General features: G+C 36.8%; 23 protein-coding genes. 15 read left to right on the forward strand and 8 right to left on the reverse strand.

Going from position 1 to position 23,800, the window contains the following annotated elements:
• The first annotated feature begins 1 nt into the window (after position 1).
• Positions 2-1,537: a DHA2 family efflux MFS transporter permease subunit gene (locus CHB58_RS01745; RefSeq protein ID WP_089322387.1), complete on the forward strand. Its 1,536-nt coding sequence runs from the start codon at positions 2-4 to the stop codon at positions 1,535-1,537.
• Positions 1,521-2,828, forward strand: coding sequence for a TolC family protein (locus CHB58_RS01750; protein WP_089322388.1), 1,308 nt, complete (start codon positions 1,521-1,523; stop codon positions 2,826-2,828). Before CHB58_RS01745 ends, CHB58_RS01750 begins: the two co-directional genes overlap by 17 nt.
• 35 nt (positions 2,829-2,863) lie before the next feature.
• Here CHB58_RS01750 and CHB58_RS01755 read toward each other — a convergent pair whose 3' ends face one another.
• From CHB58_RS01755 to CHB58_RS01785, 7 genes are all read right to left on the reverse strand, one after another.
• Positions 2,864-3,586, reverse strand: a complete 723-nt coding sequence (locus tag CHB58_RS01755; RefSeq protein WP_089322389.1) for an ABC transporter ATP-binding protein — start codon at positions 3,584-3,586, stop codon at positions 2,864-2,866.
• Positions 3,579-4,343, reverse strand: a complete 765-nt coding sequence (locus CHB58_RS01760; RefSeq protein WP_180706392.1) for an ABC transporter ATP-binding protein — start codon at positions 4,341-4,343, stop codon at positions 3,579-3,581. The genes CHB58_RS01755 and CHB58_RS01760 overlap by 8 nt, the downstream gene beginning before the upstream one ends.
• A 10-nt stretch (positions 4,344-4,353) precedes the next feature.
• Entirely contained in the window at positions 4,354-5,319 is a 966-nt protein-coding gene (locus tag CHB58_RS01765) for a branched-chain amino acid ABC transporter permease (RefSeq protein ID WP_089322390.1), read from the reverse strand.
• Positions 5,319-6,158, reverse strand: coding sequence for a branched-chain amino acid ABC transporter permease (locus CHB58_RS01770; RefSeq protein WP_089322391.1), 840 nt, complete (start codon positions 6,156-6,158; stop codon positions 5,319-5,321). The genes CHB58_RS01765 and CHB58_RS01770 overlap by 1 nt, the downstream gene beginning before the upstream one ends.
• Positions 6,159-6,201: 43 nt before the next feature.
• Positions 6,202-7,530 carry an amino acid ABC transporter substrate-binding protein gene (locus CHB58_RS01775; protein WP_089322392.1) on the reverse strand — a complete coding sequence of 443 codons (1,329 nt, stop codon included), beginning with the start codon at positions 7,528-7,530 and terminating at the stop codon, positions 6,202-6,204.
• 108 nt (positions 7,531-7,638) lie between these two features.
• Positions 7,639-8,670, reverse strand: a complete 1,032-nt coding sequence (gene hemE / locus CHB58_RS01780) for a uroporphyrinogen decarboxylase (protein ID WP_089322393.1) — start codon at positions 8,668-8,670, stop codon at positions 7,639-7,641.
• A gap of 10 nt (positions 8,671-8,680) precedes the next feature.
• A complete protein-coding gene (locus CHB58_RS01785; RefSeq protein ID WP_089322394.1) occupies positions 8,681-9,781 on the reverse strand; it encodes a radical SAM/SPASM domain-containing protein in 1,101 nt (366 codons plus the stop codon).
• A gap of 166 nt (positions 9,782-9,947) precedes the next feature.
• On the opposite strand from CHB58_RS01785, the gene argH reads away from it, so the two are divergent.
• Genes argH through CHB58_RS01810 form a run of 5 tightly spaced genes read left to right on the forward strand, consistent with a single transcriptional unit; the run spans position 9,948 to position 15,928 of the window.
• Entirely contained in the window at positions 9,948-11,342 is a 1,395-nt protein-coding gene (gene argH / locus CHB58_RS01790) for an argininosuccinate lyase (protein ID WP_089322395.1), read from the forward strand.
• Between the two features lie 28 nt (positions 11,343-11,370).
• Positions 11,371-12,234 (forward strand): transketolase, encoded by an 864-nt coding sequence (locus tag CHB58_RS01795; RefSeq protein WP_089322396.1) that lies wholly within the window; start codon positions 11,371-11,373, stop codon positions 12,232-12,234.
• Positions 12,235-12,248: 14 nt separating this feature from the next.
• Positions 12,249-13,190: a transketolase family protein gene (locus CHB58_RS01800; protein WP_089322397.1), complete on the forward strand. Its 942-nt coding sequence runs from the start codon at positions 12,249-12,251 to the stop codon at positions 13,188-13,190.
• Positions 13,187-14,476, forward strand: coding sequence for a S41 family peptidase (locus tag CHB58_RS01805; protein ID WP_089322398.1), 1,290 nt, complete (start codon positions 13,187-13,189; stop codon positions 14,474-14,476). The genes CHB58_RS01800 and CHB58_RS01805 overlap by 4 nt, the downstream gene beginning before the upstream one ends.
• Before the next feature lie 45 nt (positions 14,477-14,521).
• A complete protein-coding gene (locus tag CHB58_RS01810) occupies positions 14,522-15,928 on the forward strand; it encodes a SagB/ThcOx family dehydrogenase (protein ID WP_089322399.1) in 1,407 nt (468 codons plus the stop codon).
• On the opposite strand, the gene CHB58_RS01815 is transcribed toward CHB58_RS01810, so the two are convergent.
• On the reverse strand, positions 15,921-16,631 hold the full coding sequence (locus CHB58_RS01815) for an aminotransferase class IV (RefSeq protein WP_180706393.1): 711 nt from the start codon (positions 16,629-16,631) through the stop codon (positions 15,921-15,923). The two genes, CHB58_RS01810 and CHB58_RS01815, sit on opposite strands and share 8 nt — an antisense overlap.
• 163 nt (positions 16,632-16,794) lie before the next feature.
• Here CHB58_RS01815 and CHB58_RS01820 point away from each other — a divergent pair, with 163 nt between their 5' ends.
• The 8 genes from CHB58_RS01820 to hisD all read left to right on the forward strand — a co-directional run bounded on the left by CHB58_RS01820 (position 16,795) and on the right by hisD (position 23,788).
• Positions 16,795-17,808, forward strand: a complete 1,014-nt coding sequence (locus CHB58_RS01820) for a DUF2202 domain-containing protein (RefSeq protein ID WP_089322401.1) — start codon at positions 16,795-16,797, stop codon at positions 17,806-17,808.
• Between the two features lie 71 nt (positions 17,809-17,879).
• Complete coding sequence (locus CHB58_RS01825) at positions 17,880-18,680, forward strand: DUF4405 domain-containing protein (RefSeq protein WP_089322402.1); 801 nt, start codon at positions 17,880-17,882, stop codon at positions 18,678-18,680.
• Between the two features lie 16 nt (positions 18,681-18,696).
• On the forward strand, positions 18,697-18,954 hold the full coding sequence (locus CHB58_RS01830; RefSeq protein ID WP_089322403.1) for an HPr-rel-A system PqqD family peptide chaperone: 258 nt from the start codon (positions 18,697-18,699) through the stop codon (positions 18,952-18,954).
• Positions 18,947-19,975: an ATP-grasp domain-containing protein gene (locus CHB58_RS01835; protein WP_089322404.1), complete on the forward strand. Its 1,029-nt coding sequence runs from the start codon at positions 18,947-18,949 to the stop codon at positions 19,973-19,975. The genes CHB58_RS01830 and CHB58_RS01835 overlap by 8 nt, the downstream gene beginning before the upstream one ends.
• A complete protein-coding gene (locus CHB58_RS01840) occupies positions 19,972-21,333 on the forward strand; it encodes an alanine racemase (protein ID WP_089322405.1) in 1,362 nt (453 codons plus the stop codon). The genes CHB58_RS01835 and CHB58_RS01840 overlap by 4 nt, the downstream gene beginning before the upstream one ends.
• Entirely contained in the window at positions 21,334-21,711 is a 378-nt protein-coding gene (cdd, locus tag CHB58_RS01845) for a cytidine deaminase (RefSeq protein ID WP_089322406.1), read from the forward strand. It begins immediately after the preceding gene.
• Between the two features lie 76 nt (positions 21,712-21,787).
• Positions 21,788-22,462, forward strand: a complete 675-nt coding sequence (locus CHB58_RS01850) for a response regulator transcription factor (RefSeq protein WP_089322407.1) — start codon at positions 21,788-21,790, stop codon at positions 22,460-22,462.
• Complete coding sequence (gene hisD / locus CHB58_RS01855; RefSeq protein ID WP_089322408.1) at positions 22,463-23,788, forward strand: histidinol dehydrogenase; 1,326 nt, start codon at positions 22,463-22,465, stop codon at positions 23,786-23,788.
• Positions 23,789-23,800: the final 12 nt, after the last annotated feature.

Below are 23,800 nucleotides of genomic sequence, written 5' to 3' on the forward strand. Positions count from 1 at the left end.
AATGGACAGAAAAACGTTTTTAATAGGTGTACTTATCGTTACAGGAATGTTTATGACGCTACTTGACACAACAATTGTTGATATTGTTATTCCCCACATGATGAGCGCTTTTGATGCTAAAACAGAAGATATACAGTGGGTTATTATTGCATACATGATAGCATCTGCAATAGCAATGCCAACTGTTGGATGGGTAGGTGGAAAGTTCGGACACAGAAACACCTACCTTTTCGGTATAGGTCTATTTACCCTGATGAGTGCTTTATGTGGAATAGCTCCAAACTTTCAAACAATGCTTATAGGAAGAGTTTTTCAGGGATTAGGAGAAGGACTTGCAGTTCCAATGGCTTTAGCCCTTCTTTATGAAATATTTCCTGAAGATAAAAAAGGACTGGCAATGGGAATGTATGCAATTGGCGCTGCTTTCGGACCATCCCTTGGCCCAACAATAGGTGGATATTTAACAGAACATATGGACTGGCGATGGGTTTTTTACGTAAACATCCTTCCGGGAATTCTGGTAATCTATTTCCTGACTCTCCATCTTGAGAACATAAAAGAAGAAAACCACAATCAAAACTTTGATATTGCAGGTTTTCTGCTTCTTACCATCTCCTTAACTTCTTTACTTGTAGCACTTTCAAAAGGAAACAGCTGGGGATGGCACAGTGTCAGGATTGTTTTACTATTTTACACAGCAATAGTAACCGCCATACTTTTTATATACACAGAGTTAAAAGTAAAACATCCACTTGTAAACCTAAAATTATTTAAATACGATTTTTTTACATATAGCTCTATTTCCCGTGTGCTTTTTGGAATGGGACTTTACGCTTCCTATTTCATGCTACCACTTTACCTTGAACGATTAAGGGGATTCTCAACAATAGACGCTGGAGAAATTCTGTTCTTTCCGGCATTTTTGACCGGTGTCGTCAGTCTTATCACAGGCATTTTAATAGATAAAAAGATTATAGGCCTACGAACCGCAATAATAGGTGGTATTGTTGTTTTCATTTACGGAACCCACCTTCAGGAAAAACTTGACCTTGTCATGGGAAAAACCCAGATAATCCTCCACCTTCTACCATGGGGAATCGGAATGGGCATCTTTTTCCCTGCACTTGCACAGGTGGCACTTGCAGACTTTAAAGGAGAACTTTTAAGACAATCTTCAGCCCTTCAAAATGTATTAAGACTCGTAGGAGGAAGTGTAGGCACTTCCCTTGCAACATACATATTAACAACAAAAAAAGATACCCATTTTATTAACATGGTAGAAAGAGTATCTTCAGCATCTCCCCAGATAACAGAATATATGGCAAAAGCAAAAGGTTATTTGTACTTTTTCAGATCAACAAACCTGACAATGGCCACTGAAAAAGCAAAGGCTATACTTGGACTTTTATTTACAAAATATGCTTACTGGCTATCATTTAAAGACGTTTTCTTTTTCGCCCTTGTATGTGGTATCCTCTCCCTAATCCCCGCCATATTTATAAAGCCAAAGGAGGAAGCAAATGAAAGCAAAGGTTAAACTTATAATAACAGCATTTAGCCTGATTCCTTCCATAGCAACAGCTGAAGGTTTGCCTTTAAAAGAACTTCTAAACGTTGCATTAAAGAATAACCCTCAAATTCAAATAACAGAAAAAGACTACAAAATAGCCAGATACGAACAGAAAGAAGCTATCGGAAAGTTTCTTCCAAAAATTGAGCTTCAGTATTCCAGAATATTCCAGTCCGATGTTCCTGAAATAAACCTATCTCTTCCCGCTCCAGGACTACCACCACAACAGTTTCCACTGATAGAGAAGAACTATTACTCTTTTAAAGCTACATTAACACAACCCCTTTTTACAGGTGGATATCTTTATTACAACTACAAAATAAAATCAAAAGAAGAAAAAGCTGTGAAATTTCAAATGAAAGCAAAAGTAAATGAAATAAAGAAAATCATAAAAAAAGACTACTATTCTCTATCTGAAGCAAAAACAGCAGTTGATATAGCAAAAAGTTACGTAAAAGCAGCAAGAAAGCATCTCCAAGATGCAGAAGCTTTCTATAAGGAAGGTATCGTCCCAAGAAGAGATCTTTTAGAAGCAAAAGTTAAATACCACGAAGCACTGGAATTTCTTTCAAAAGCCAGAAGTGGTTACGAAGTTGCTCTTGAAAAGTTAAAAACAGATATCGGTGTTAAAACAGTTAAGATTGATGTTAAAAAACTTACTTACAAACCGTTAAAACTTGATACAGAAAAACTGATAGAAACAGCCTACCAGAACAATCCTCTTATAAAATTTTTAAAACTGAAAAAGGAAGAAGCAAATTACGGAGTAAGAATCGCTTACTCACAGTTTCTTCCAAAAGTAGCAGCTGTTATTGGTTATGAAAGAACCGACCAGTACCCAGGAATTGACAAATTTGATGAAACTTTTGGTGCATTAACAATTAACGTTCCAATTTTCGAAGGAACTCAAAGATACTGGAGAACATTAAAAGCAAAAGAAACAAAACAAAAAGTAGATCTTTCTCTTAAAGAGGCAAAAGATAAGATTAAACTTGGAATCGTAGCTGCAGTATCAAAAATAAAAAGTGCCGAAAGCCGTATAAAAACAGCAGAAGCGATGGTGGAAGAAGCAAAAGAGCTTTTAAAAGATTCAGAAGAAAGATATAAAGCTCAGGTTGGAACATCAACAGAAGTATGTGATGCTATGGCTTACTTTACAAAAGCGAAAGGAATGCTTAACTCTGCAATTGCTGATTACAATAAAGCTTTAGCAGAGCTTGAATATTACACTGGAACTGAAATTATCCAAAAACAATGAGGTGGAATAATTCCACCTCACCGAAATTCCTAAAACTAAATTCCAAGATAGGCCTCTTTCACTTTAGGGTCGTTTTCAAGCTCCTGTCCTGTTCCTTCCATCACTATCTTTCCATGTTCCATAACATACGCATAATCTGAAATAGCAAGTCCAAGATGAACATTCTGCTCAACAAGAAGAACAGTTAGACCTTCCTCTTTAAGCTCCTGAATAATTTTGAAGATGTCAAGAACAAGATTTGGAGCAAGACCAAGACTTGGCTCATCAAGAATCAAAACTTCCGGTCTTGACATTAATCCCCTTCCTATTGCAACCATCTGTTGCTCACCACCTGAAAGAGTCCCCGCCTTCTGATTTGCTCTCTCTTTCAATCTTGGGAAAAGGGTATAAACCCATTCAAGCGTCTCTTCCCTCTTATCCCTTGCATGCTTTGGATAAGCTCCCATTCTAAGATTTTCAAGCACTGTCATTTCAGGAAACAACCACCTTCCCTCAGGAACCATTACAAGACCTTTATCAACCCTCTCATGAGTTGGAATCCTGCTTATATCTTCTCCATTTAAAACAACCTTTCCGGTTACATTCTTAAGCAATCCACATATAGCCTTAAGAGTCGTTGTTTTTCCAGCACCATTAGCACCGATTATCGTGGTAAGGGTATGCCTTTTAACTTTTAAATTAACACCCCAGAGCACCTGAACATCATCATAGCCTGCGTGAAGGTCTATAATCTCAAGGACAGTATCTTTCTCAGACATCTCTTTTCTCCTTCAGGAGTTTAAGTGCGGCTTCAGGATCTCCAAGATAAGCTTCTATAACTTTAGGATCATTTGCTACCTCTTCAGGAGAACCTTCAGCTATCTTTTTACCATAATCAAGAACAACTATTCTGTCCGAAATGTTCATTATCGCATGCATCAAATGTTCTATCATAAGAATAGTTATCCCCTGTCTTCTTATCTCTTTTATTATCTCAAGCATCTCTTTAACCTCACCCGGGGTAAGGCCAGCAAGAACCTCATCAAGAAGAAGCAACTCCGGTTCTCCAGCAAGTGCTCTCGCCAGTTCAAGACGTTTTTTCTGAGGAACATTCAACTTCCCAGCTTCCACATCCTTTTTATCGTAAAGTTTCACAAACTTTAAAATCTCCTCAGCAATCTGTTCTGATTCTTTCAAAGATGCACTCTTTTTACCAAAGCACGCACCAACCATAACATTCTTTAGAACCGTCAAATCTTTTAAAGGCCTAACTATCTGGTGAGTTCTGGCAATACCAAGTCTTGCTTTTTTATAAGTCGGCAGGTCTGTAACATCTTCCCCTTTAAAATAAACTTTCCCTTCTGTAGGTTTATAAACTGATGTTATACACTTAAACAAAGTGGTTTTACCAGCTCCGTTAGGCCCTATAATTCCAAGAATCATTCCCCTTTCAACAGAAAATGAAACATGGTCAAGGGCAACAAGACCTTTAAATCGCTTTGTAAGATTCTCAACCTTTAAAATTATCTCTCCCATACTATCTCCACTATTCAAAAACTTCCCTGAAAAACTTAAATCTCTTTCTTAAAAATCCAACAATACCTTCAGGAACAAAAAGAACTATTAAAAGTAAAACAACTCCAGAAATTGCAAGATGAAGGTCTTTAAAGGTTGGATTAACAAGCAGAAAAGCTCTTATCTGCTCATAAGTTATAGCTCCGATAACAGGGCCAAAAACTGTTCCTATACCACCAAGCATAACCATAAATATCATTTCAACAGACTTTAGAAGATGAAAAGCACTTCCAGGGTCTATACTTCCATTTTTGAAAAAGAACAACCCTCCTATAACTCCAGGGAAAAAAGCTGAAATTGCAAAAGCTACTGTCTTATAAAGAGCAGTATTTATTCCAAGAACTTTAGCGGCATCTTCATCCTCTCTTATAGAGAAAAGTCCCAATCCAAATTTAGAATGCTTTATAAGAAAATTAACTATAAGCACCATAACAGTAATTACAGTCAGCAAAATAAAAGAAATCCACAAAGCTTTCTGTGAACCACCATAAGCAGAATAAGCTTTACGAAGATTAAAAAACAGCCCTTCAGCTCCACCAAGATAGTCAACATTGGATATTAAAGCTCTGAACGCTTCATTTATACCTATAGTTGCTATAGCAAAGTAGGCACCTCTTAAATTAAGCACTGCAAGCCCTATCAATGTAGCTATAAGTGCTGAAACAAGTCCCCCTATCAAAAGAGCAGGAATAAGATTCATTCCATAGTGATAGATCAAAGCAAAAGTTGTATAACCCCCTATTCCAAAAAACACCACATGCCCAAAAGAGACATATCCTGTAAATCCCATCAAAATATTTAATGAAAGGGCAAGACCCACATAACTTAAAAGAAGAAACATATTCTCTCTTGCCATTGGAGAACCGGTAAGTAAAGGATAAACACCACACCCGGCAAGTATAATAAGTGAAAGTATAAAACCAAAATACTTTTTCATTAATTTCCTCCAAAAATCCCCTGAGGCTTGTAAAGAAGAATAAGGATAAGTATTGTAAACTCAATAAACGGAACAATCCCCTGATTTATAAACATACCTAACACATTTTCAAGAAGACCTACAATAATCCCACCTATAAGCGCTCCTACAGGATTTCCAAGTCCTCCTATAACGCAGATAACAAAACTTTTAAGTTCGTAAAGACCACCTGATAAAACCGAAAATGGAAATATCATGGAAATCAAGGTTCCTGCAGACATAGCAAGAGCTACACCTATACCGAAAGAGAACGCAAGTATCTTTACTGTATCTATCCCCATCAACTTTGCAGCATCAGGATGCTGTGAAACTGCCCTTATAGCCATTCCTGTATTGGTTTTATAGAGAAATAGATAAAGAAGAACTGAGAAAACAACAGAAAAACCTGCCGCAATAATTTTTGCTGTAAAAATGTTGATACCAAGATTCAAGGCCTTGGGTGTTGTTGCAAACAGAAACATTAAAGTTCCAACAATTATTAAACTAACTGAATAAGTTGAAAGCAAAGTTGAAAGCTCACCCGCATTTAATACCCTGTGAAGAGCTCCAAAATACACCGCAATTCCCGCAACTATTCCAACACCTAAAGAGAGAAAAACCGCTATGTAAGGGGGAAAATGTAAAGATTCAAAAAGAAGATAGGAAAGAAACATTCCAAGTGTTATAAAAGCCCCGTGAGAAAGATTTATCACTTTCATAACACCCCATATAAGGGCAAGTCCCATAGCCGCAAGCCCGTAAACAAGACCAAGTAAAACACCGTTTATTACAGCGTCAGTATAAACTCCAAAATTCAACATCTATCCTCCTGACAAAAAAGCGGGGAAAACTCCCCGCCAAATTTTAAAACTTGGAAGAATAAGGGATAACTATTTTAGCAGTTGCTGCCTGCTCAGGATAAACAATCTCTTTTGTTAGCTTTCCATTTTCTTTAAGCCACTGAATAATAACCATTTTGTGGCCAATCTGTCTTCCATGATATTCACCGGTATCAAATTTGATATGACCAAACATTGTATAAACATCCATCTTATCAAGAGCTGATTTAACCTTGTCACTATTAATAGTTCCAGCATCCTCTATAGCTTTTTGTAAAACAAGCCCTGCAGCATATCCACCTGCTGCATGATACCCGGGAACATTTCCATACTTTGATTTATACTTTTCAACAAACTCTTTTGCGTAAATACCGTAAAATGTTGCACCAGCAGGAACAGTTTCTTTAGAGAATTTCACTTTAGCTTCCCACTGTGAAGGCCCTGTAACATAAAGAGCAGCATCTCCTATCTCTTTAAACTCTGGAAGAGCAGGTGCAACAAGAATAGAAAGAAGGTCTATTTGAAGTTTCGCATCATTAATCTGCTTTGCAAGGGTTTCTCCATCTGTAAAATGACCTCCTCCAATTACAGCTTTTGCGCCAGAAAGTTTAATCTTATTTATGATAGATGTAAAATCTGTTGTGCCTGGTTCATAACTTTCAAAAATTACAACTTTGAAACCATTTTTCTCAGCGTAATCTTTTGTTGCAGAAGCAACACTTTTTGCAAAGTTTGAATTTTCATAAACGATAGCAATTTTCTTAACTTTAGGATCTTTCTCTTTCAGGATATCAACAGCATCTGTAAGATACCTTGAGGCAGGAGTATATATCTGATAAACATACTCATAACCTTTTGCAAAAATTTTGTCAGAAGCGGCACCTGTAGCAATAAGAATCTTACCATACTGTTCTGTAACTACAGCCGCAGAAGCTGTAAGACCTGAGGAGTAAGGAGAAATTAAAAAGTTAGCTTTATCTTCATTTATAAGTTTTGTATAAAGCTGCTGAACTCTGTCTTTTGAACTTTCATCATCATAACCTTTCAATACCACCTTAAACCTTTTTCCTGCATCTTTTACATAGATACCACCTTCACTGTTCACATCTTCTGCCCACAGTTTAAGACCGTTAACCTGCTCTCTACTTTCTGTTGCAAACTTACCTGTTTGAGAAGCCGTATATCCGATAACAATAACATCTTTTCCTGAAGGAGATTTTTTTACCTCCTCAGTTGCAGTCTCCTGCTCTTTCTGAGCTGTCTCTTCCTTTTTAGAAAAACATGAGAAAAGGAATAAAGAGGAAACCATCATTAGAAGAAAAAGGAACAGAGACTTTCTGTAAATTTTCCCCATCTTTACCTCCACAAATTTTAAGTTCAGTTTTTTTGATGAATTACTAAAATATGGAGCCGGATGCGGCTCCACCAAGATTAAAAAAACACCATTTATTTTACAAAATTTTTACAGCTTACCCAAGCGGTGAACGGTATCAACAAGAAATCTTGCTTTTGAAGGATCTGTCTTCGGTAGAATTCCATGACCGAGATTAAAAATATGTCCCCTTGCTGCAATTCCCTCTTCAATTATTTTCCCAACTTTTCTTTCTATTATGTAGTCTTCAGCAAAAAGGGTTACAGGATCAAGATTTCCCTGGATGGATTTATCTGTTTTTGAAAGAGCAAAAGGAATATCTGTCCTCCAATCAAGACCTATCACATCAACGTTCAATTTATCATTAATCTCAATAAGATGACCACTGTTAACACCAAAATGGATTATTGGAATTTCTGGATATTTTCCTTTTATAGTATTAACTATCCTTTCAGTATAAGGAAAAACTTTAGTTTTATACTCCTCTTTTGATAAAACTCCCATCCAGGAATCAAAAATCTGAATAAGATCAACTCCAGCTTCTATCTGGGAGATAAGATACTTTGTAACAACTTCAGAAAGCCTGGTCATAAGTTTGTCCCAGAGCAAAGGATTATTCCACATCGTTGTTTTTGCAGCAAGGTAATCTTTTGTGCTTCCCCCTTCAAGGATATAGCTTGCAAGTGTAAACGGAGCCCCTGAAAATCCTATAAGAGGGCGGTCTGTTAATTTTTTCTTAATAAGCTGAATAGTTTCAATAACATAAGGAAGATCTTCTTCCGGCTCAGGAACTTTTAAAGTTTCCACATCATCAACAGTTTTAACAACAGGAGAAAGAACAGGCCCTTTACCAGAAACAAACTCAATATTTATTCCCATTTTCTCAACAGGAACAAAAATATCCGAGAAAAGAATGGCAGCATCAACGCCTATCTCATGAATTGGTAAAAGAGTAACCTCTGCAGCAAGTTCCGGATTCCTGCAAAGATCCATAAAAGAACCTGCTTTTGCCCTTATCTCTCTGTATTTTGCTGAATACCGTCCTGCCTGTCTCATAATCCATATCGGAACGTAATCTGGCTTTTCACCACGAGCAGCTTTCAAAATCGGGTGATCTTTCATACTCTACTCCTTAAGGTTTATTGTTATCTTTTAACCTGATTTTAACAGGAACGTAATCACACACAGGGTCTTCCTCCATATAATCCCCATATTTCCAGTAAGCTCTAACCCTGCAACCGTTACAGATTTTAAGATATTCACACTTTCCACATCTTCCTTTAAACTCATCTATCTTTCTCATATCCTGCATAATCTTTGATTCAAACCAGGCTTTACTGAAAGGAATGTCAAAAACGTTAACATCAGAAATCGGGAAATAACTGCACGGTTTAAGCCAGCCGTGGCAGTCTATAAGAGCTATAGATTGTCCTGCCACACAGCCCTTTCCACCACCAGTTCCAAAAACAAGATTTCTCCTTTTTAAATCCAGTCCATCCCTTTTAGCATTTTGCCTGAAAATCCTGTAATAGTGAGGAGCACACGTTGGACGAACAAGGATTGTGTTGTCTCCTTTCAAGATAAGCTCTTTCTCAAGTTCGTAGTGCCAGTTAAGCCAGTAGTTTGCTTCTTCAGCATTTAAAAGCTCTTCATTGGCATCTTCTCCCCTTCCAACAGGAAGAACAAGAAACATATACCACGCTTTAGCGCCAAGTTCTCTTGCCTTTTTATAAACATTGGGAATATCAAAAGCATTTCTTTTTGTAAATGATGAATTTATAAGAAAAGGAATGTTATATCGTTTAAAGTGCTCCACCGCATTTATAACAGCATCAAAAGCCCCAGGCTGTTTTCTAAAATCGTCATGAATTTCTGGCGTTGAACCATCAAGAGAAAGAGAAACAATTTTTATTCCCACTCTCTTCATCTCTTTACACACTTCATCATCAACAAGAGCACCGTTTGTAGCAATACACATTCTAAAACCTTTCTCTGTTCCGTAAGCAGCGATATCAAAAACATCTTTTCTTAAAAGAGGTTCTCCCCCTGTAAGAACTATCGTTGGTTTTGAAATAGTTGCTATGTCATCCATAAGCTTTTTTGCTTCCTCAAAAGTAAACTCTCCTTCTTCAGATTCCATGGTTGATGAAGAACGGCAATGGATACAGTTGAGATTACATCTTCTTGTTATTTCCCAGGCAAGCCATTTAGGAATAAATTCCTCATTTCTCATTTAACACTCCAGATTAAAAATTTTTAATGAAGACTGGAAGGTTAATTATACTCCAAAGTGAAAAAAGACCTAAATTTCCAAACAAGAGAAGGAACTGAAAATTGCTATTTACTGGTCACACTTAATATAGGATAATTACACCATCTGAAATCGGCAAGGAGGCTGCATGTCTGAAAGTGAAAAAAAGCTCTGGGGCGGAAGATTTAAAGAAAGCACAGATAGGCTTGTAGAAAAATACACAGAATCTGTATCTTATGATAAAAGACTTGCTCCTTTTGATATTGCAGGAAGCATTGCCCATGTAACAATGCTTGGAAAACAGGGTATATTAAAAGAGGACGAAGTATCAAAAATAGTTTCAGGATTAAATGAAATCTTAAAAGAGATTGAAAGCGGTAAATTTGAGTGGAAAGAAGAACTTGAAGATGTTCACATGAACATAGAAAAGAAATTAACTGAAAAAGTGGGGCCTGTCGGTGGTAAACTTCACACAGGTCGTTCAAGAAACGACCAGGTTGCAACAGATGTTAGACTCTATGTTCGCCATGAAATTGAAAATATCCTTGAACTACTTAAAAGAATAAGAAAAGCTTTTTTTATTCAGGCTAAAAAATATATAGATGTTGTTATGCCAGGTTACACCCACCTTCAGATAGCACAGCCTGTTCTTTACTCTCACCACATGCTTGCATACTATCACATGTTTAAAAGAGACGAAGAGAGATTTAAAGATACTTTAAAAAGAGTTAACGTTATGCCCCTCGGTTCTGCTGCCCTTGCAGGAACAAGCTATCCCCTTGACAGAAAATTCACCGCAGAGCTTTTAAAGTTTGACTCAATTTCAAGAAATAGCATGGACGCTGTAAGTGATAGAGATTTTGTAGCAGAAACGATTTTTAACTGCGCTCTTGTAATGACCCATCTATCACGTTTATCTGAAGAACTTATCCTGTGGTCAACCGAAGAGTTTAGCTTCATAAACCTTCCAGATGCTTTCTGCACCGGAAGTTCAATAATGCCTCAAAAGAAAAATCCTGATGTTTCAGAACTTACAAGAGGAAAAACAGGAAGAGTTTATGGAGACCTTATCTCTATTCTTACAATCTTAAAAGGACTTCCCTTAACATACAATAGAGACTTACAGGAGGATAAAGAACCTCTCTTTGATGCAATAGATACAGTTAAACTCGCACTTGCAGTAAATGCAAAAATAGTTGAAGAAATGATACCGAATAAAGAAAGGATGAAAACTCAAGCATCCAAAGGCTTTTCCCTTGCAACAGACATAGCAGATTACCTTGCAAAAAAGGGAGTGCCATTTAGAGAGGCCCACCGTATAGTAGGAGAAATTGTTGCATACTGTCTTGATTGTGAAAAGTCTCTTGAAGAGCTATCAATTGAGGAATTTAAGAGATTCTCAGATGCTTTTGAACATGATGTGCTAAACCTTATGAGTGTTGAAGGCTCCATAAACAGCAGAAACATCACAGGCGGAACTGCAAAAGAACAGATTTTAAAAGAGCTTGAAAAAATAGAAGATGAAGAAAACTTTAACATATGATAACTGCATTTAATTTCAGGGAGGTAGAATGCTCAGATTTGAACCGGAGTTTTTCACAGAAAGAAACAGAGATATAGATGAAAGCACTTTAAGAGCCATAAGTAGAGAGGTTAGAAAAGATATCCTTAAAATGACCTCAAACGCAAATTCAGGGCATCCTGGCGGATCAATGTCTGTAACCGACATAATGGTAACACTTTATTACTATAAAATGAGGCACAATCCAGAAAATCCTAAGTGGGAAGAGAGAGATCGTTTTGTCCTATCAAAAGGACATGTTAGTCCTGCTCTTTATTCAATCCTTGCAAGATGTGGATATTTCCCTATGGAAGAACTTAAAACCTTCAGAAAACTTGAAGGTTCCCTTCAGGGTCATCCTGACATGCTTAAAACTCCTGGAGTTGAAATATCAACAGGCTCTCTGGGACTTGGTATAGGAGCAGCTGTTGGAATGGCACTTGGACTGAAAATATCAAAATTGGACAGCAGAGTTTACTGCGTAATAGGCGATGGAGAAGCACAGGAAGGAAGTGTATGGGAAGCTTCTATGGCCGCATACCATTACAACCTTGACAATCTCTGTGTAATCCTTGATAACAATAATCTTCAGATAGACGGGCCTGTTGATGAAGTTATGTCTATATATCCTGTAATTGAAAAGTGGAAGGCATTCGGCTGGCATGTAATAGAGATAGATGGACATAATTTTAAAGAGATAAAAGAAGCTCTAAATGAAGCAGAAACGGTCAAATACAAACCAACAATGATAATTGCCAAAACTGTCAAAGGTAAAGGCGTTTCTTTTATGGAAAACAGGGCGGAATGGCACGGAAAAGCACTACCGCCAGACCTTCTAAAAGAAGCATTAAAAGAACTTGGAGAAATTGTTTAAACCCGGGAGGCGTAATGACCAAAGTAAGTTTAAGAGATGCGTACGGAGATAAACTGATAGAACTTGGAAAAAAGGATGAAAGAATTGTTGTTCTTGATGCTGACCTTTCAGGCTCAACAAAATCTGGAAAGTTTGGAAAAGTTTTCCCTGAAAGGTTTTTTAATATGGGAATTGCAGAGATAAATATGATAAATACCGCTGCAGGACTTGCCACAACCGGTAAAATTGTGTTTGTAAGTACGTTTGCCATATTCGCTACAGGAAGAGCATGGGAAGCGGTAAGACAGATGGTGTGCTATCCTGAACTTAACGTTAAAATAGTATGCACCCACGGCGGAATTACCGTCGGAGAAGACGGAGCAACCCACCAGGCCCTTGAAGATATCGCAAATATGAGAAATATCCCTAATATGAGAATTATTGTTCCAGCAGATGACATAGAAACAGCTCAGGTAATAGAAAAAGTGGCTTATACTGATGGCCCTTTCTATGTAAGACTAACAAGGGAAAAATTTCCAAGAATTTTTGATGAAAATTACAAATTTGAAATAGGAAAGGGACATGTTTTACGAACCGGTGATGATGTAACCGTTGTTGCAAACGGAATTGAAACCTCTTTTGCCCTTGAAGCTGCTGAAATTCTTGAAAAGGAAGGGATATCCGTTGAAGTTATTCACATGCCAACTGTTAAACCTATAGACAGAGAACTATTAGTGGCTTCTGCAGAGAAAACCGGAGCTGTAGTAACAGCAGAAGAACACTCCATTATAGGAGGGCTTGGTTCAGCAGTTGCCGAAACTCTTGTTGAAACTATCCCTGTTCCGATGGAAAGAGTTGGCACTCCGGACACTTTTGGACGTTCAGGAAGAGGATGGGAATTAATTGAATACTACAAACTGGATGCAAAGGGTATAATTGAAAAGATAAGAAAAGTTCTTGAGAGGAAAAAAAGATGAAGAAATCTCTAAAAAGAGGATTATTTGCCTGTCTGCTTATTCTGTTTTCCTTTTCTATTGTAAAAGTAGGACTTGCTGCAAAAACTGGAAAAGATAAAAATGAACTTTCTTACATTTCCCTTTTCACAGAGGTTTACCATCTTGTAAAGGAAAAATACGTTGAGCCTGTTACTCCTAAAAAACTTTTTGAAGGTGCTATTCAGGGTATGCTTTCAAAGCTTGACCCACACTCTGTTCTTTTTACACCTGATGACTTTAAAGAGTTTGAGGTTGAAACACAGGGAGAATTTGGTGGACTTGGAATACAGATAACAAAAACTAAAGACGGAAAACTTATGATAATAACACCTATTGAAGATACTCCCGCATACAGAGCAGGCCTTAAGCCAGGAGATGTAATTGTAGAAATAAACGGGAAACCTTTCACTCCAGAAATGACTTTGATGGATGCGGTAAAAATGATGAGAGGAAAACCGGGAACAAAAGTAACTATAAAAGTAATGAGAAAAGGCTGGGAAAAACCTAAAGAGTTCACAATAACAAGAGCTATAATAAAGATTCAGAGTGTTAAATACAAGCTTCTTGACAATCACATTGGATACATAAGATTTACAACCTTCCAGGGAAATTCTCCGGAAGAGTTTAAAAAAGCGCTTAAAGCTCTATCAAAAGATAAAGAGCTGAAAGGTATAATTGTTGATGTTAGAAACAACCCCGGTGGACTTCTTGATTCAGCAGTTGAAATAAGCGACTACTTCCTCCCGGAGGGAGATTTAATAGTCTATACAAAAGGAAGAATTCCAGACAGCAACCAGAAATTTTACTCTGAAAATCCGCCAGTTGTTCCAGAAAACATTCCCGTTGTTATGCTGGTTAACGGTGGAACAGCAAGTGCTGCTGAAATACTTACAGGAGCTTTAAGATACAACAATAGAGCAGTAGTAGTTGGAGAAAAAACTTTTGGTAAAGGTTCAGTTCAAACACTCTTCCCTCTTGAAATGGGATACGGTGTGAAAATAACAACCGCAAAATACTACATGCCAAATCACGAATGTATAGACGGAAAAGGAATAAAACCTGACATAACAGTTAAACTTTCTGAAGAAGATGTTAAACTTCTTAAAAAGGAAGCCAAAGAGATAGAGGAGCATCCTGAGAAAACAGCTGAGATAAGGAAAAAAAGAGAAAAATACATAGATAATCAGCTTAAAAGAGCTATTGAAATCATAAAAGAGTTTCAGCTGTTCCAGCAGATGAAAAAAATTGCAGATAAAAAAGCTGCTTAAATATAGCTTTTTGGGGGTCTCTCCCCCTTTTTTCATAGAGGAACGATGAACAGATGTTTAAAGTACCATTTAGATACCGTTCACACCTATGAAAGTATAAGAAAACCTCATTTTATAAATTGGAACGATTATCCATCGCCTTTTAAAGTATATAACACTACCAGCTTTAAACTTCCACCTTTTCCCACTGAAAACTCTTTACCGTTTTTAAAAGCCTTTTTTAATGGTGAAGAAAGCTTATCATCTCAATTCCTTTCCTTTGAAGAAATTTCGGCACTATGCTTTGCAATGAACGGAATAACAAAGATTGAAACGTTTGGCACAGAACCTTTCATGTTTAGAAGCGCTCCATCGGCCGGAGCTTTATATCCTTTTGAACTATATCTTTTTATCAAAAGACTTTCTGTTCCTGACGGAATATACCATTATCAACCTTTAAACCACTCCCTTGAACTGTTATCTGAAGGAGACTATTCAAAAGAACTTGAATCCATATTTTGCATAGAATTAAATTCAAACATACTTCCTATAATATCCTTTATCCATCCAAGAAGTGCATGGAAATATAGAAAAAGAGCTTACAGATACTGTCTTCTTGATTGTGGACATTTACTGTTTAACGGTCTTATATATCTTAAAAGTATCAAAAAACCAGCTGCAGTAATTTCGCAATTTTGTGATGCCAAAGCAAACAGCTTTATGAACTTTGATAAAACAGAATTTGTAGCTGCGGCTATAAATATTGGTAGCACGAAAAGAAAGAATTTTTCAACTTCAATAACGCCTATAAAATTTCCGTCTTCTTCCCAAATAGCTCAAAATCCAATAATTCTTAAAGAAATAGCAGAAACTCATACTGAGGGCAACATCTCTTCCTGTAAAGATGTGGAGCCGATTCATCTAAAATCATCAACATCAAAAGTAGATATAGATACAGCTTCCCTGGCTGTAAATAGGACTATTTTTAAAAGAAGGTCAAGAAGAAACTTTACAGCTGAATTTTTGGAAGAGAAATTTTTCTATCTTACAGTTAGAGCTTTAAACACACATATCAATTCAGACTGGAAAAGCCGCATAAATGCACTCATTATAGCAACCAATATTAAAAATATACCTGACGGTATCTACAGAATAACGGATAAAGAAGCTGTTCTTCTGTCCTGTGGGAACTTTTCAGAAGAGATTGCCTATCTTTCTCTCGGGCAATCTTTTCTGTCAAGGGCAAACCTGAACATAATTTTCTGTGCAGATCTGGTAAATTCTACATGTCATAATTATAGAGAAATTCTTTTAGAAGCGGGAATAAAAGGGGAAATTATTTACCTTCTTGCTGAAAGTAAGAATTTAGGAGCATGCGGAGTGGGAGCTTTCTTTGATATTGATTTAAAGGAATTTTTAAATTTAAAGGCAGAAGAATATCCCGTTTACATAGTAAGCATTGGAACTATTTAAGAAATTTTAATCTTTCTATCACCTTTTTAACTCTATCTGTAAAAGATATTCCCTCAACTTTAAACTTTTTACCATCTATATAAGAAACTCTTACAACATCATATCTGGCACTTGTAATAAAAGCTTCTTCAGCAGACAGGAGAAATTCAGGTTTAAAAAATCCCTCTATTACAGGAACTCCCATCTCTTTCAAAATTTCAATCACTATTTCTCTGCGAGTGCCAGGAAGACAGCCGGTTTCAAGTGATGGAGTAAAAACCACACCGTTTTTTAGGAAAAAGATATTGGCAAATGCGGTTTCAGAAACAAAGCCGCTGGTATCAAGGAGAACAACCTCATCAAATCCTTTATTTTTAGCTTTCAATAAAGCATAAAGAGAATCGTAAATTGACAAAGTTTTAAAATCGGAGAGAAAGTCTTTTTTCCTTCTTACGGAAAAATCAAAGGTAAGAGAAACTTCTTTTGGAACAAAACATTCCCTTGTTGATACGGTAAAATTACCGTCATGGTATAGAACAAATTTTACAAGATTTAATCCATCTCCGCATTCTTTTTCTACAACACTATTAAATTTTTCTAAAGAAATAGAAAAAGGAATATCAAGGGAAACAGCACTTTTTCTAAGTCTTTCATAGTGATACGAGATAAATACAGCTTTGCCGTTTTCAACTCTCACTGTTTCAAAAATTCCAAACTTTTCCACGGGAAGATACTCCTTGCATTCGGAAATTTTTCCGATAATTTTCTTCTTCCCAATTTTATCTCAAAAAAACTTCCTTGAAAATCAATAGCCACAAACTTTGTTCTAAATATGGCATAAAAACTGCTTCAGATAGAAATAGATAAAAAATTTCAGGAGGTAAGAGATGAAAAAAGTTTTAACAGGAATCATAGGGAGTTTAATAGTTGCTGGTGGTCTAACATCCTACTCTGCTGCAGCAAATAAAACTGTCTCAACAATGCCTGGAAGAGGACCGGCATACATAAGCACTCTATCTAAAGAACCTCTATCTGTAAGAGAAAAAAGAGATCTTCTCTTCATGAGAGAAGAGGAAAAACTTGCAAGAGATGTATATCAGAGTCTTTACGAAATGTGGAACATACCTGTATTTAGAAACATAGCTAAATCTGAACAGCGACACATGGATATGATAAAACTGTTGATTGACAAATATGGTCTTCAAGATCCTGTTGAAATCACAGGGGATAAAAGAGGAGTTTTTAAAAACAAAAGGTTGCAATCCCTTTACAGAAAGCTTGTAAAAAAAGGGAGTAAATCTCTTATAGATGCCCTTGAAGTAGGAGCAACGATAGAAGACCTTGATATTAAAGATTTACACGAAGCTCTTAAAGATACTGACAACCAGGATATAAGAGCTGTATATCAAAACCTTATGAAAGGTTCAAGAAACCACATGAGAGCGTTTACTCGCATTCTTCGCAGATACGGAATTGAATATAAGCCACAATATATTTCAGAAAAAGAGTATCTATCAATAGTCAACTCAAAACATGAAATCGGCGTTGTTTACTCAGGAAACGGAAAGGCTGTAAATCCCTTCCAGATAATTACTTTAGAAGGAAAAATAATAAAAGTTTATCAGCGGAAAGGATACGGAAATAGAAAAGTTGTATGGTGGGCGGCAAAAGTGAAAACAGATAGTGGAAATATAGAAGTGGCAATTGCACCTGTATGGCTTTACTCATCAATAGACCTTAAAATCGGTGAGAAAGTCACCGTAACAGGGTATGTGCCACCTTTCTGGAGAATAAACAACATTAACGGAATAATGGCATGCACGATAGAAACAGAAAAAGGCGTAAAATATAACCTGAGAGATTGCAACCGATTTAACAAAAGGTTGAGATTTAACAGATAACAGTTTATCTTCTAAATTACGGAGGGATTTTTTATCCCACCTTTTCTAAACTTTGATTTACGGGGGGAAAAGTGAATTTTAAGAAACAGGAACAGAGGAAATGGATAGATCTTATACTATTTTACAGTTTCCTTGTTCTTTTAATTTCAAGCATAGTTCTTTTTATCGTCCCTTACGGTAGAGTGGCAAACTGGACTGGCTGGAAATTCTTCAGTCTGACAAAAACTCAATGGGAGAATGTCCATCTTATATCCGGGATAATCTTTATTATTTTTCTTATATGGCATATAGTATTAAACTGGACACCACTTCAAAAATATCTTTTAAAGAAAGAAAGTATCATTTCACTGATAGTTACAGGTATAGTTTTTTTGATTGCAGCCTACAACCTTCCACCTGTTAGTTTCATAACAGCTTTTCAGGAAAAGATAAAAGAAAGCTGGGAAAAAGGAATAAAAAATCAACCTCCAATACCTCATGCAGAACTGATGACACTTAAAGAGTTCTGCACAAAAACTGGCATACCCATAGAAACTGCACTTAAAAATCTTAGAAACAACGGTATAAAAGTTGAATCTGCGGATGAAACTTTAAAAGAAATTGCCATAAAAAATAACACTTCTCCTGCAATGTTGTATAAAATTATTAATAAAGGAAAATATCAAGCACAAAATACATTTACTCCCGGGATGGGATTTGGAAGAAAAACGGTAAAAGAGGTATGCATCTCTTACGGTTTAACTGTAACAGAGTGTGTGGAAAAATTGGCAAAACATAACATTATAGTTTCGCCTGATGAGACATTAAGAACAGTGGCAGCAAAGAATGGACTACTGCCAAAAGATATTGTGCAGATAATAGCTTCACAGTAAATATGGAGGATAGATTATGAGTAAGCTTAACAGGCTGGCTATAAATGATGAGGGATTTATCTTTGACCCTGAAACTGGAAACAGTTTCACCGTAAACGGCACAGGACTTTTTATCCTTAAACTTATTAAAGATGGAAAAAACGTTGAGGAGATAATTGAAACTTTAACTCAAGAATTTGAAGTTGATAGAGAAGAAGCGATGAGAGATGTGACCGATTTTATAGAACAATTAAGACTATTCGGGCTCGTTGAACCGGAGGAGTATAATGATTAATGTAGCTGTATCAGGTATTAATGCAGTGGACAATCCGGGTCCCGGCATAGGTGTAATAAAGAGCATCAAAGAAGCTAATAAAGATGCAAAAATAATAGGTCTTGCATATGATGCGATGGAACCTGGTGTATATATGGACTGGCTGATAGATCGCACATTTATAATGCCCTATCCATCTGAAGGAGAAGAACCATTTATCAACAGACTGCTTTACATAAAGGAGACTGAAGGTCTTGATGTTGTGATTCCGACTCTTGATGCTGAACTACCACTTTTCATAGCGAATGCCGAAAAATTAAAAGCCTGTGGTATTTCAACATTTCTTCCAACAAAGAAACAGTTCAGGTTAAGGGCAAAGGATAGCCTCTCAGAACTTGCAGAAACGATAGGGTTAAAAGTGCCTGAAAGCTTTACGGTAACATCTTACGAAGAACTTACAGAAGCGATTAATAAACTCAAATTTCCCGTAATGATTAAAGGAGTTTTTTATAAAGCATATAAAGCTTTTACCTATCAGGAGGCAACATCCTACTTTAATAAAATTGCTGCTGAGTGGGGTTATCCGATAATTGTTCAAAAAGTTGTATCCGGTGAAGAGATGAACGTTGTCGGTGTGGGAGATGGTGAAGGTGAAAATTTTGGACTTGTTGGAATTAAAAAACTCTGGATAACTTCTCTTGGGAAAATCTGGACAGGTGTAACTGTGAAGCATGAAAAAATGCTTATGGCAGCAGAAAGATTTGTAAAAGCAACAAAATGGAAAGGGGCATTTGAGCTTGAGTGTATAGTTTCAAATGATGATATATATCTTATAGAAGTTAACCCCCGCTTTCCCGCATGGGTCTATTTCTCTACAGGAGTTGGAGTCAATCTACCTGCAAGGCTTCTTGACGCTGCACTTGGCAAAGAACCACCAAGGGATAGTGAATATCCTCCTGGGAAACTTTACATAAGATTTACCGATGACTTTATAACTGATATGGACATATTCCAGAAAATAGTAACAAGAGGTGAAAGATGAGAAAACCTTATGAGAAACCAACAATATTTAAACTTCACACAGGTATGATGAATAAATTTGGCAGTTTCGCATATCCGCTTTCAAGAAGAGTAAGGACAGAAATAGACTCTATACCTATAAAAGAACTGGTGGAAAAGTATGGAACGCCGCTGTTTGTCTTTTCTGAGAAGACATTAAGAAGAAAATTCAGAGAGATAAAACAAGCTTTCACCACAAGATATCCGAATGTTGAATTTACATGGTCTTATAAAACAAATTATCTTGATGCCATCTGCGCAATTCTGCATGATGAAGGAGAAACAGCTGAAGTCGTATCCGAGTTTGAATATGAAAAAGCAAGAAGGTTGGGAGTGCCTGGAAATCAGATAATTTTCAACGGACCGTATAAACCAAAAAGTATCCTCAAAACAGCGATAAAAGAAGGAGCAAAGATAAACATTGATACTTTTGAAGAGATTACAGATATTGAAGAGGTTGCAGCAGAACTTGGGATAAAACCACAGGTAGGCATAAGGCTTAATATGGATACCGGGATTCATCCTCAGTGGAGCAGATTCGGTTTCAACCTTGAATCTGGCCAAGCATTTGATGCTGTAAAAAGGATAACCTACGGCGGGCAACTTGAACTATGCGGTCTTCACTGCCATATAGGTACTTTCATTCTTGAACCTAAAGCATACGAAACTGAAGTGAAAAAAATGGTTGAATTTGCATACAGAATAGAAGATGAATTTGGACTAAAAATAGAATACATAGATGTCGGAGGAGGATTCCCGTCAAAGAACAGGCTTAAAGGAGTATATCTTCCCCCTGAAGTTGCCGTTCCTTCAATAGAAGAAATAGCAGACAGAATCTGCAGTGCTCTTCTTTCATCTTTAAGACCTGGAGATTTTCCCAAGCTTATTATTGAAAGTGGAAGAGCCATAGTTGACGAAGCCGGATATCTTATCACTCAGGTTCATGCCACAAAAAGACTTCCTGATGGAAGGAAAGGATACATACTTGATGCTGGAGTTAATATACTGTTTACAGCTTTCTGGTATCACTTTAACATTGAGATTGATAGAAATGTTACAGGACCTTCGGAACCTTGCATCCTTTACGGACCGTTATGTATGAACATTGATGTTGTTGACGACCTTGCATATCTTCCTCCTCTACCAAGGGGAACAAATCTTATCCTTTCACCTGTAGGTGCATACAACGTTACCCAGTGGATGCAGTTTATAAGATACAGGCCAAACGTAGTTTTAATAGGTGAAAACGGAGAAGTTGACCTTATCAGAGAAGCGGAAACTCTTGAAGATATAGTAAATAGAGAACACCTTCCAGAAAGACTGAAACTAAAGGAAGATTAGATGGAAGAGCTTTTAAAACTTGCAAAAGAGCATGTTAAGCACTGCTACTGTCCATACTCAGATTTTCACGTGGTAGCCGTCCTTGAAACCATTTCAGGGAAAAAGTTTGTTGGGGTTAATGTTGAAAACAGCTCTTACGGTTTGACTGTTTGTGCCGAAAGAGTTGCAATATTCAAAGCAATAAGTGAAGGGGAAAAAAATTTTTCAAAAATACTTATATATTCTCCAGACGGTACACCTTTCCCTTGCGGTGCATGTAGACAGGTTATGGCAGAATTCTGTAGTGAAGACTTTGAAGTCATAGTAGCAACAGAAAATAAAATCCTTTCATATACACTGAAAAAACTGCTTCCGTTCTCTTTTAATCTAAACAGATGAATAGTTGTTCACAAAGCACTTCCATGAGATGGTATAATTTACCTGCTGTTTGAGTATCCTTTTGAAAGGAGCAGGTATGAGAATCCTTTTTGTTGAAGACGATGAAGATCTTGGAGAAGTTGTCAAGTATAATCTTGAGAAAGAGAAATTTATCGTTGATTGGGTAAAAGACGGCAAAGAAGCTCTTGAAAAAGCTCTGAAGGACACCTACGATTTAATAATCCTTGATATAATGCTTCCTGGAGTAGATGGCACACATATATGTAAAGCTTTAAGAGAAAAGGAAAAAACAAAAGAAACTCCTATAATAATGTTAACTGCCCTGTGTGATGAAGACACAAAAGTAAAAAGCTTTTCTTACGGAGCTGATGATTATGTAACAAAACCTTTCAGTATAAAAGAATTAATCGCAAGGATCAAAGCAATAGCAAGAAGATGGAAAATATCAACTGAAGAAAAACTAAAATTTAAAGGTATAACCCTTGACGAAACTACCAAACAGGTTGAGATTGATGGAGAAAGTCTACCGCTGACAAAAACCGAATATCAGCTTTTAAAAACATTTTTATCAAATCCCAACAAAGTTTTCTCAAGAGAAGAACTACTTGAAAAAATCTGGGGAAAAGAACATAAAGAACATACAAGAACCCTTGATGTTTACATAAGCAGATTAAGGAAAAAGCTCGGGCAATACGGAAAATATCTTAAAACACTTCCAAGACTCGGATATAAACTTTCAGCGGAGGAATAAATGAAAATAGTTGACCTTAGAAAATCAAACTGGGAAAGTGATCCTGACCTTAACAGAATTAAAAACAGAGGGCAGGGACTTGAAGGGAAATATGCCCAATCTGTTCTTGAAATAATAGAAAATGTAAGAAAATACGGAGATACTGCTGTTTTTGGATATGCAAAAAAATTTGATAGGGTTGATCTTACACCTGAAAATGTAAAAGTATCTGAAATAGAAATAGAAGAAACTTTTAAAAAAGTTGAGCCTGAAGCTGTTGAAGCTATAAAACTTGCGGTTGAAAGAGTAAAAAGATTTCATGAACATCAGAAAGAGAATTCCTATTTTGTGACAGAAGACGGAATGGTTTTAGGACAAAAAGTTACTCCCCTTGATAGTGCCGGAATCTATGTTCCCGGAGGAAAAGCATCATACCCTTCTTCTGTAATTATGAATGCGGTGCCTGCAAAAGTTGCAGGAGTTAAAAAAGTTATTATGGTGACACCTGCTATCGGTTCTCTGAAAGTTAATCCCTACTCCCTTGTAGCTGCAAAGTTATCAGGTGTTGATGAAATATACAGAGTTGGTGGAGCACACGGAGTTGCGGCAATAGCGTTTGGAACAGCTTCTATTCCAAAAGTTGATAAGATTGTTGGTCCTGGCAACATCTACGTTGCACTTGCAAAGAAATTTCTATTTGGCCAGGTTGACATAGATATGGTAGCAGGCCCAAGTGAAATTCTCATAATAGCTGATGAAACAGCAAATCCTGAATGGGTTGCAGTTGACCTTTTATCTCAGGCTGAACACGACGAACTTGCTGGTTCATTCCTTGTAACCCACGATGAAAAAACAGCCTTTGAAACAGTAGAAAAAGTAAACGAACTTCTTAAGAAACTAAAAAGAAAAGAGATAGCAAAAAAATCTATAGAGAATTTTGGCACCGTATTTTTAACCGAAAATGTAAAACATTCCTGTGAAGTGGCAAATGTTATAGCACCAGAGCACCTTGAAGTCGCCACAAAGGAACCGTTTGCACTTCTTGACAACATTAAAAACGCTGGTGCTATATTCCTTGGACACTATACATGTGAATCTCTTGGAGATTATCTTCTTGGACCAAACCACGTTCTCCCAACAGGTGGAAGTGCAAAATTCTTTTCCCCTCTTGGTGTTTACGACTTTATTAAAAGAAGTTCTATTCTTTACGTAAGCAAAGAAGGTTTTGAAAAAGTTTCCTCTTTCACAGCTTTACTTGCTGATATAGAAGGGCTTGAAGCCCACGGATTAGCGGCAAGAATAAGAGATGAAAAGAAAATAAAAGTTGCTCAAAAAGCTGATAACTAATAGAAAGAGGAC

This window comes from Desulfurobacterium atlanticum (genome assembly GCF_900188395.1).
Classification (GTDB): domain Bacteria; phylum Aquificota; class Aquificia; order Desulfurobacteriales; family Desulfurobacteriaceae; genus Desulfurobacterium_A; species Desulfurobacterium_A atlanticum.